General features: G+C 34.4%; 9 protein-coding genes and 2 pseudogenes. 4 read left to right on the top strand and 7 right to left on the bottom strand.

Going from position 1 to position 10,358, the window contains the following annotated elements; translation table 11 throughout:
- From L950_RS21975 to L950_RS21965, 3 genes and pseudogenes are all read left to right on the top strand, one after another.
- Positions 1 to 1,128: pseudogene (locus L950_RS21975) on the top strand (RQC domain-containing protein); the annotation flags it as partial.
- A gap of 15 nt (positions 1,129 to 1,143) precedes the next feature.
- Positions 1,144 to 1,958: pseudogene (gene kdsA, locus L950_RS21970) on the top strand (3-deoxy-8-phosphooctulonate synthase).
- Between the two features lie 173 nt (positions 1,959 to 2,131).
- The gene (locus tag L950_RS21965; protein WP_021187962.1) at positions 2,132 to 3,223 is read left to right on the top strand and encodes an SGNH/GDSL hydrolase family protein; all 1,092 of its coding nucleotides are present in this window, start codon (positions 2,132 to 2,134) and stop codon (positions 3,221 to 3,223) included.
- A gap of 189 nt (positions 3,224 to 3,412) precedes the next feature.
- On the opposite strand, the gene L950_RS21960 is transcribed toward L950_RS21965, so the two are convergent.
- The gene (locus L950_RS21960; protein ID WP_021187961.1) at positions 3,413 to 4,594 is read right to left on the bottom strand and encodes an NAD(P)/FAD-dependent oxidoreductase; all 1,182 of its coding nucleotides are present in this window, start codon (positions 4,592 to 4,594) and stop codon (positions 3,413 to 3,415) included.
- Positions 4,595 to 4,869: 275 nt separating this feature from the next.
- On the opposite strand from L950_RS21960, the gene L950_RS21955 reads away from it, so the two are divergent.
- Positions 4,870 to 5,091 (top strand): hypothetical protein, encoded by a 222-nt coding sequence (locus L950_RS21955; RefSeq protein ID WP_021187960.1) that lies wholly within the window; start codon positions 4,870 to 4,872, stop codon positions 5,089 to 5,091.
- Between the two features lie 62 nt (positions 5,092 to 5,153).
- Here the strand turns inward: L950_RS21955 and L950_RS21950 are convergent, their stop codons facing one another.
- The 6 genes from L950_RS21950 to L950_RS21930 form a co-directional block, all read right to left on the bottom strand.
- Positions 5,154 to 6,023 carry a serine hydrolase domain-containing protein gene (locus tag L950_RS21950; RefSeq protein WP_262507166.1) on the bottom strand — a complete coding sequence of 290 codons (870 nt, stop codon included), beginning with the start codon at positions 6,021 to 6,023 and terminating at the stop codon, positions 5,154 to 5,156.
- Positions 6,020 to 6,475, bottom strand: coding sequence for a serine hydrolase domain-containing protein (locus L950_RS35900; RefSeq protein WP_262507165.1), 456 nt, complete (start codon positions 6,473 to 6,475; stop codon positions 6,020 to 6,022). Before L950_RS35900 ends, L950_RS21950 begins: the two co-directional genes overlap by 4 nt.
- Before the next feature lie 100 nt (positions 6,476 to 6,575).
- On the bottom strand, positions 6,576 to 7,082 hold the full coding sequence (locus L950_RS21945) for an HAAS signaling domain-containing protein (RefSeq protein WP_021187959.1): 507 nt from the start codon (positions 7,080 to 7,082) through the stop codon (positions 6,576 to 6,578).
- A 1-nt stretch (position 7,083) separates the two neighbouring features.
- Positions 7,084 to 7,416 carry a PadR family transcriptional regulator gene (locus L950_RS21940; protein WP_021187958.1) on the bottom strand — a complete coding sequence of 111 codons (333 nt, stop codon included), beginning with the start codon at positions 7,414 to 7,416 and terminating at the stop codon, positions 7,084 to 7,086.
- 266 nt (positions 7,417 to 7,682) lie between these two features.
- Positions 7,683 to 8,324, bottom strand: coding sequence for a DNA alkylation repair protein (locus tag L950_RS21935; RefSeq protein ID WP_021187957.1), 642 nt, complete (start codon positions 8,322 to 8,324; stop codon positions 7,683 to 7,685).
- 359 nt (positions 8,325 to 8,683) lie between these two features.
- Positions 8,684 to 9,853, bottom strand: a complete 1,170-nt coding sequence (locus L950_RS21930) for a hypothetical protein (protein WP_021187956.1) — start codon at positions 9,851 to 9,853, stop codon at positions 8,684 to 8,686.
- Positions 9,854 to 10,358: the final 505 nt, after the last annotated feature.

Genomic DNA, 10,358 nt, shown 5'->3' with positions numbered 1-10,358 from the left:
CCGTTGCTGAAAGGGAAATCGGAACACAAATTTTAAAAGAAGTTATTGATTATTCAGAATCTGCAGTCTGTCGTCGTAAACAAATTCTACATTATTTTGGTGAGAATTTTGACGAAACCGGATGTAGTAATATGTGTGATAATTGTCGTGCTCAAAAAACTTATTTTGAAGCAGAACAATCGTTATTTGAAGTTCTTTCTTTTATTAAAGAACAAGGTGAAAACTTTGACGATCTACACGTGATCAATGTCATGGTGGGTCAGAATAATCAACCTGTTTCTGCTTATAAACATGATGAGCATCCTTTGTTCGGAAAAGGTAAAGATAAAGGAGTAGTGTATTGGGAATCATTGGTTCGTCAAGCGGTGCTCAATAACTTTCTAGCAAAGGATATTGATCATTATGGCTTATTAAAGATGACGGACATTGGTCGTCATTACCTGGAAAATCCGTATGCACTGAAATTTGTGATGAACCGTCCTTTGGATTTTTCAGATGATTCATCATCTGAAGATGCTGGACATTCAACAGGCGCTTTAGATACGGAGCTATTGAAAATGCTGAAAGATCTTCGTAAAAAGATTGCGAAATCAAAGTCACTTCCTCCGTTTGTTATTTTTCAAGATCCATCATTGGATGAAATGTGTACGCATTATCCCGTCTCATTGGACGAACTGAAACAGATACAGGGTGTCGGTAACGGCAAAGCGGTTAAATTTGGAGCTCAGTTTGTAGAATTGATCAAGGGTATGTCGAAGAAAATGATATTGATCGTCCGGTAGATCTAGTTATAAAAGGTACAGCAAATAAATCAGCGCTTAAGGTCGCGATTATTCAAATATAGACCGTAAAATTGGTTTAGATGATATCGCAGCCGCAAAAGGAATTAGCTATGAAGAATTGTTGAAAGAAGTAGAAACAATTGTAAATGCTGGTACCAAACTTAATATCGGATATTTCGTTGATGAGATGATCGATCAAGATCGTCAAGATGAAGTCTACGATTATTTTAAGCAAGCAGATTCAGATTCTATTGATGAAGCTTTAAAAGATTTAGGTGGAGATGATTATTCGTATGAAGATATTCAACTGATGCGAATAAAGTTCATGTCTGAATTAGGGAATTAGAAACGCATATATTAAATGATAAATACAGTACTACCTCAAATTAAAAATGGAGATTCGACGAATTTCTTTTTAATGGCAGGACCATGTGCGATAGAGGGAGAAGAAATCGCTTTAAGAATCGCAGAGAAAATCGTAACCATTACAGACCGCTTAAATATTCCTTATATATTTAAAGGATCTTACCGTAAAGCAAATCGTTCGCGTGTTGATTCTTTTACAGGAATAGGTGATGAGAAAGCTTTGCGTATTTTAGAGAAGGTTGGTAAAACATTTGGTGTACCCACTGTAACAGATATTCATGAAGTCATGAAGCAGCTTTAGCTGCAGCATATGTTGATGTTCTACAGATTCCAGCTTTTTTATGCCGCCAAACAGAATTGCTTGTTGCAGCAGCGCAGACTGGAAAGGTAGTAAACATTAAAAAAGGACAATTTTTAAATGCAGCTTCGATGAAGTTTGCTGTTGATAAAGTTATTGACTCGGGCAATAAGAACGTGTTATTAACAGATCGCGGTAATACATTTGGTTACCAGGATTTAATTGTTGATTTCAGAGGAATTCCAGAGATGAGAGGTTTTGGTGTACCGACTATTATGGACTGTACACACTCTTTGCAACAGCCAAATCAAACTTCTGGCGTAACGGGTGGTAAACCTGAATTGATAGAAACGATCGCAAAAGCTGCAATAGCAGTTGGAGCTGATGGTTTATTTATTGAGACTCATCCAAATCCAGCACAAGCAAAATCTGATGGCGCTAATATGCTACATTTAGATTACTTAGAAGACTTAATGGAAAAGTTAGTTCGTGTAAGACAAGCTATTCTTTAATTAAAGAGCTTTTATCATAAAGAAAAGTCATCGTTCTAAACGATGACTTTTTTATGCACTTATTTCTTGTTGCCTCGATGAATTCTTTATGGCAACTAAAGTAATTCGAATGATACAAAAGAATTATTTCTATTTATCCTGATAATTGGTAGATTTGGTTTTCAATCTAAATTATGAAATTAAACTTAGTTTTATCTTTTGCCAGTCTATTTGTTGCTTTTAGTTCATTTGCTCAACAATCGATCAACTGGAATGATCCGCTTAAAAATAAGGTGATTCAAGGACGTATTCATACGGAAGAATTACCGAATTATTACCGTTTGCCCGAGAGTCTGAAAAGTCAGGTGCGATCTCCTGTATGGAGCTTAGGTACCAATAGTGCCGGTTTGTATGTTGACTTTCAGACCGATGCGGAAGCTATTAAAGTACGCTATAAAGTAAGCGGATCTTTAAATATGCCACATATGCCTACGATTGGTGTTAGTGGTGTCGATTTATATGCGCAAGATGATAGGGGTAATTGGAACTGGGCATTTGGTAACTATAATTTTGCTGATACGGTAACTTATAATTACAAAGCATTAGGCAAAAATTCAAATTTTACGTATCGCTTATACCTCCCTTTATACAATACAGTGGAATGGTTGGAAATAGGAGTAGGGTCTGATAAGAGTTTTAAATTTGTTGTTCAAGAAGGTAAGCCAGTTGTTGTTTACGGAACTTCAATCGCTCAAGGCGCATGTGCTACTAGACCTGGATTAGCCTGGAGTAATATGCTAGGTAGAGCTATTAAAAACCCAGTCATCAATGTTGCCTTTTCGGGTAATGGTCGTTTAGAACAACCTATTATCGATCATATCAATCAAGTGGATGCTGCTGTTTTTATATTGGACTGTATTCCAAATCTAGCTTTAACGAAAGATAGAACTGCACAGCAACTGGATTCTTTACTGTCTAATGCAGTTACCGAAATTCGAAAAAAACATCCGAAGACACCGATTATTGTTACCGAGCATAGCTCAGGATTTAATAACGCCATCTTCAATTTAGATATTAACGAAGAATATAAAAAGAGCAGTGCTGTCGCTAACCAATTTGTAAATCGTATTAAGCAATCTGGAGATAAAAATCTCTATCTACTAACAAATAGGGAAATTGGTTTAGATATTAATTCAACCGTAGATTCTGCTCATCCAAATGATATCGGAATGAAAAAAATAGCTGATGCTTATCAAAAATTGATCAATAAGGTTGTTAAAAAGTAAACGTAGTTTTATTGCGACCAAATGGGCCATTATCATGATTCATTAAGCGTCCAATTGCTAGCATTAGATGCTTAATTACAGTTTGTGTTATAGCTGTAATTAAGCATTTTTTATGTACGTCAAGTTAGAATCCTATTCATAGAAGGGACTTGGAGCATAAGTTCGTCCTCCTTGCGATAATCAAAACCCTTAAATTGTTAAAGGGTGATTTTTACTGATCGATGTAGCAACCCAAACACCTGTACTAAAACAAGCTTGTAGCAGATATCCGCCTGTTGGTGCTTCCCAGTCTAGCATTTCGCCGGCACAGTATACCAAAGGAAATTTATGTAATGAAAGGTCTTTATTCAGTTCATTAAAGGGTACACCTCCAGCTGTAGAGATCACCTCATCTAAGGGTCTTAATCCTGATACTTGGATAGGGTAGTTTTTAATGTGCTGTCCTAGTGCTATTGCATCTGTGAATGTTTGTTTATCCAATTTCTTTAATAGTGCAACTGCAGTGGATGAAAGTTTAAGTTTGTTTTTTAATAGTGAGCTTATATTTCCCCCAGATTGCATCTGCTTTAAAATTGCATCTAATGACACATTGGGCTTGAGATCAATATGAAGTGTAATCGGGAATTTGTATGGTCTGCTGTAGCGGTTCATATAATAGAGCGGACTCCCTTCTATTCCATAGGTTGTAAATACAATTTCTCCTAATTTGCTCGTACCGTTAAATGCGACCTGAATGTTTTTTAACACCTGTCCCTCTAGATCGCTCAGGTCATTGGTCGTATTATATCCCGAATTGGCCGCTTGTAAAGGGGTAATTTTTATCTTTTTATTTGTCAGAACCGGAATCCATGAAGCATCTGATCCTGTTTTTTTCCATGAACCACCACCTAGTGTCAAGATGAGCTGACGATAACTTTTGCGCACAACTTCTTTGTTGTGCAGCAATGTGACAGAATCTAGATCAAAATCCACGAAACTGTACTCATAGTTAATGATGACTCCCAATTGCTTGAGATGATCTAGCCATGCTTGTAAAACTTGTATGGGTTTTATATGTTTTTCGGGAAATATTTTTCCAGAACTGCCAACATATGTCGGGATTCCGATTGATGATAGCCATTCTACAGTAGCATTATTATCAAAATGGCGTACGATATTTTGGATTTCCGCGGCATCATATTGAGTAACGAACTTTTCTATTTGCTCACTATGCGTTAGGTTAAATCCGCCATGACCAGCGACTAAGAATTTTCTGGCCGCAGCTTTATTTTTTTCATAGATGTGTACCTGATAACCTCTTGTTGCTAGTTGTTGCGCAGCCATCAGTCCAGCTGGACCAGCACCAATGATGATAATAGGATCTTCGTTCATGATCTGCAAAAATAGGCATTTACAACTAGGAATAAACTAAATTGAACCGGAAATATAAATACGGGCCTATATAGTTTGGATGTTTACCGCAAATCTATGATCATATGTTATCATAGTATGATTTTCTATTTTGAAATTTAGCTGTTGTTTAGTGCGACATTATCATAGCTAGTAAGAAAGCTTTCGTGTCAATTTTTCTCAAGAGAATAGGGGGGAATTATGAATTGGAATAAGAATTTCATTTTTGTATATTTAGTTAAAAAATATATCTTCATATGGCTAAATCAATTAAACTAACTCAAAGGGTTAAAAAAGGTGATGAAGTAGTAGAAAGACCCATCTTTTTTATAGCCGAAAACATTGTTCATTTTGTTCAAAATGAATATCAGGGAAGATCCTTGACTACTATATTTTGTATTGTTTCGTCAACGCACGGAACGACATCTTTTGATGTTATTGAAACGGCAGAAGAGGTCGATAGATTGATCAATTTGTAATAACTGAAAAACCCGACCTATTGTCGGGTTTTTATTATTCTGGATGTCCGCTGGATAGAAAATTATTTTTCTTTATTAAAGATGTATTGTCCACCACCTTGTTTAAGAATCATTACGTTCTCTGCAGGTTTAAATTCGAGTACAATTCCAGCCTTATCAAATTTGAATATATTTTCCGCAGTACATTCAAGTTGCATGGATGCTTGTCCGTCAGCTTGCGCAGTTAAATTTTTGCCATCATTGGTAATTGTTATTTTTATGGGTATTTGAGCGGATGCATAAACTCCGTTATACTTTGCCAGTTCCTCAGCATTTATTTGATATGTTGTAAATTCGGGAATTTCAAAAGGTTTACCGAATATGGCATTCAAAACAGTCACAGCTACTTCATTATTGTTATAATTGGAACCATTTGAAGTCAGTGCAAAAGATATGTGATCGCTCGGAAAGTAAGAAAATACTGCGGTGAACTTATCTATTCCGCCACGATGACCAAATCCTTGCCTGTCATAAAAGGGTTGTTTAAAAAGTCCCAGACCATGTCCATCTTGGATGTTTTCCATTAATGCCAGACTTTCGGCTTTTAATATCTTTCCTGAAAAAAGTGCGTCGCTAAATTTTATCAGATCAAGCGGATTAGAAACAATTCCTCCAGCTCCTAAAGGAATTGATGTGTCGGTTTCTTTGGCAGCTATCCAGTTGTCTTCAAAGGTGTATGATTTTGCCTCATTATTTGAAGTATTAATTGAACCTCCGAAATAAGTATTCTTGAGCGAGAATGGATCAGTAATACATTTTTTCAAAAGTGTTGCATAGGGCGTTTTGTAAGTTTTCTCAAGAATATAAGTTAATAATACATAGTTTGAATTGCTATATTCCGATTTTGTATCAGGTTGAAAGTCAGAACCTCCTTTTTCAATAAATGCCATCATTTCCTTTTCGCTTTTGGGAGTATAGCACCAGTTAACGTAATTTTCATCATCCGTAAGTCATGGATACCACTTCTATGGCTAAGCAAATGACCAATTGTTATGGCAGATGCATTTGTTAAGGAAGGAAAGAATTTATCAATATGCTGAGCGAGGTCCAGTTTTTTTTCCTCAACTGCTTTCATGATCAATACTGCAGTAAACGTTTTAGAGATTGAACCGATTCTATATTTGGTATTAGCATTCGATCTGGTATTATTTTCAAAATTGCAATAACCTATGGATCTACTGTAGATAATTTTTTCATTTTTCGACACTGCAACAGTTCCCATAAATTTATTAGCTTTCTCCAGGGAACTGAAATACAAATCGAGTTTGTTCGTGTCAAATTGTTGCGCATTTGTCAATGTCGAAACAAAAAAACAGGATAACAAGAAGAGATATTTTTTCATCATAACGGTTTGTGGTTTATATTTTTTTTCAATTTTAACAGTAAGGTTAATAGTATATATAATGTGATCGAGGCTACAACCATTAAAGGGATAAACCAATTTCCTAAGCGCTCATATTGAAGATAACTGACACCATCTGAATTATTATATTGCCCGAGTATAAAGATGTCCTTTGCACGATAAAAGAGTCCCACGTGATCCGGTCGATCAGTTTAGCAATGATTAAAAAAAGAAATCCAAATAAGAATAGATATAGTATTGCAAATATTATATAGGAAATTCCGTTACTAATATTTAATGTTAAAGCCTTCACTATTTCGAGAGGATTGAAAGTACGTGTTGCTTCCTCCAGTTTCTTATTTGCTATAAGAGGTTTTAGAAATTCTTCCGGTTGTCCGAGTTTTTCTAAAATATCTAATAAATGTTCCACTTCGTCCCGACCATTGGGATTATCTGAAAAGCCTTCGAAAAGATGACTGTTTATCTCCAGTAAAATTTCCTGTTGATTTTGTTCATTTAATATCTTAACAGTATTTCGAACACGTTTAAGGTAATCTCGGTATATCCGTGTACAATTCCTGTTTTCAAATTCTATTTCTTTAAACTTCATATTAGATTGAATTGATGGTGTCGTTTAATGTGATCCAGTATTTTTTCATCTCTTCGGCTGTTTCCTGACCTAAACTTGTGATGTTGTAATATTTTCTGGGAATTCCTGAATTCTGTTCTACCCATTTATAGTCAACAAGTTTTTCATCTTTAAGTCTGTTCATCAACGGATATAATGTGCCCTCCGCGATTTCAATGGCCGTCCTTTTTTTTATTTCGTTAATTAGATCATAGCCATAATATTCACGCTTATCCATTAAGATCCTTAAAACAACAAAAGATAAGGTTCCCTTTTTGAGCTGTGAAGTCCATTTATTTACAAAGTCATTATCCATGGAGCTAAGCTAAAGAAAATACATAGTATAACAAAGTACTTGGTTTAAAATTGTTTATTTTTTTTGAATTGATATTTGATGTAGGATTAGAGGTAAACTATTTTAGGGTAACCAGTATATTATATCTGCAGCGATATGGAGGGATTCAATAGTTAATTTTAGTCGTAAGCACTAAAAATAGCAATAGCGTTAGGATAGGAGATTATTAGTGATCCTATCATAACGCATTATATTGATCTAATGTTGATTAGAAATTGTTAACTGGATTATAAATTTCGTTTGTTGCTTTCTATAGCAATGAATTCTGGTAAATAATTTGGTGTACAGCCTTTTGATACCATATCACCTTTATAGAGGCCTGTTTTTTCTCCGATTGCAATACATCGATCTCGGTATTGTTTTTCATAAACGCCAATCCATCCTGCTAGGAAATTCATTGCCCATTGTACTTCTGGCTCTTCTCTAGCAATTTTGGCTTCTATTTCATTTAATAATTCTAGTGAATTAGGAGGAGGTATTTGTCCTGTCCATCTTAAACGGGCTTGGTAATACCAGAATATCCGCCTTTGTAGCTGTGATACACTATTTTGCCAGGATTCAATAAGTGCAATCGTTTTTTTGTCTTTAGTCAGTTGGTTTGCCATAAGCCAATCCATAAGCTGATTCCGTTCTTCGGGTGGATGCGTAAGCATATCCTGATCGAGCTTATTGACGGTGTCTTGTGAAATGCGCTTATTATCCATAATCAGAATGGCCAATAGCCTTGCTAAAAAATTAGGTGTAGACCATAACTCCAGTGCTAATTCGTGATCTTTTTTGATCTCCTTCGCAATTTTTCTTAAGTCTCCGAGCTTAGTTGTTGTGCTGATCTGACTTAGAATATGCTCTGTTTTTGACGAAAGTTTCATGACAATTCTTTTTAGTATTGAATACCTAGAAATTCAACGTTAAGTTATTAAAAACAATTTATTCTTTTTTAACGAATTCCTTGACAATAATTATGGATTCTTACCAATTTGTAGTGCAATAGGGTATCAAGCTATTTTATTGTTTATGGGCTTTCTTAAAACTTCCGTTTACAAAACGTCCATAAACAACAAAACTTTGGCTACGGATTCCTGATCAATCCTTTTTATAATCAAGGACATCGGTTGATTGCTCATGATGGAGGCTTTTTTGGAGCTAAAGGTGGGGTCGTGGAAATACGAAAAAACTATTTAAATGAACCCAAAGGGGAATAGTAGAACAATTCACAAACTAGTTCATTTTATCGAGACCCTAGATGACCAAATTTAAGGGTCTCGTTAGGTCTCTTTAAAGATGAGAAGTATTGAAAAAAAACGATAGGTGTATAAAAGGCAAATCTTGTTGGTCGATCGTTTTTATTTTTTATTTCAACAAAAATAGATTGTGCATATCCGTTTTTTGTACCATCAGTTAGGTTTTTAGCCACTCCGTTTATCCATAATTTCGCCACATCTCTGTCGTTATCATTTTTTTCATATCCTCCGATGTAAATATTATTGTTGTTTACAAAAACTGAATTAGCAACAGCGTGTTGTTTTCCATCTGTAATGGATTGTACTTTTCCATTTATCCATAATCTCGCCACTTCAACTCCATTAATATTTTCACTACCAACTATATATGTATTATTGTTCCAAATATATATGGATCTTGCATATGAATTATTTAGGCCATCAGACAAATTTTGAGATTTTCCATTTTTCCATAATTTGGCTATATATTTATCATTTTCTATTTCATATCCCACAACATAAATGGTACCATTTTCAACAAATAACGAGAGCGCATAAGCATCATTTAATCCATTACTAAGATTTTGTGGTTTTCCGTTTTTCCAGATTTTAGCTACACTATTATTTCTGTAATGTTTACTTTTATTTCCGGTTTGTTCGTGTCCACATATATATTCATCTCCTTTATATACAAAAATCGAAGCATCATCTGTTGGGTTTTCTCCATTTGTTATATCAGTATAAATACCATTCTTCCATACTTTAATCATATAATTTTTTGTATTATACTGAGCACCAAGAATATAAATATTGTTCTTATCTATAAACAAAGAACTGGTATGAGCAGCAGTTTTACCGTTTGTTAATTTTTGTATTTTTCCATTTTTCCAAATAGTTGCAACGTATTCATTATCAAGTATAATAGATCCTACAATATAAACATCATTGTTGTTTACAAATACGGATTTAGCATCTGAATATAATTCATTGTTTTCTAAATGAATGTCTTTACCATTTTTCCATAGTTTTGCTACGTGTTTCATGCCTACTTCGTCTGCAATTTCTTCTATTGAAGATTCAAACTTGCTATCATTGTATTCGTATCCTACAACATATATATCAACATCATTTAAAGTTTTACTTGTATCAGTTGATATTTTGCTTGTTTTACAAGACATTAATAAACTTACAATTGAAATAGTGAATGATAATTTTATAAAAGACGAATTCATTTTACCTTATTTTTAGCTTTTATTATTTTATTTATTGAAATGTCGCCCAATGTCTTACAGCTTGTCGATTGTGGAGAATTGTACGCAATTCCGCTCAAATTATTACTGAAGATTACTAGAATTACTCATGCTGAAATTTAGCAGTTGAGCTCCACTATAGTTAAAGCGATGTTAGCAATTTTTTTTATTTATTTGCTTCTTAACAGTATTATAAATTTCATTTTTGTCTGACTTAGACAAGACATTTAGCGCGGTCAATATTTTTCGTCCTGAACTTGTTTCTATTTCCAAATAGTTTCCTTTCCAGAAATCTTCTACATAATATATATTAGTAATTTTTGAATAATGTAAAAGTGTAAATGGATTTAGGTCAAAGATCAGCTTAGTCGGTCCTAATAATTGAAAATGGCGGTGAATTTATATAGCAGGGATTGTCTATATTTATTTCGCT

Origin of the sequence: Sphingobacterium sp. IITKGP-BTPF85 (genome assembly GCF_001006065.1) — a bacterium.
GTDB classification, from domain to species: Bacteria; Bacteroidota; Bacteroidia; order Sphingobacteriales; family Sphingobacteriaceae; genus Sphingobacterium; species Sphingobacterium anhuiense.
Note: the sequence above shows the minus strand (reverse complement) of the source record. Positions and strands in the feature narration are given on the sequence as shown.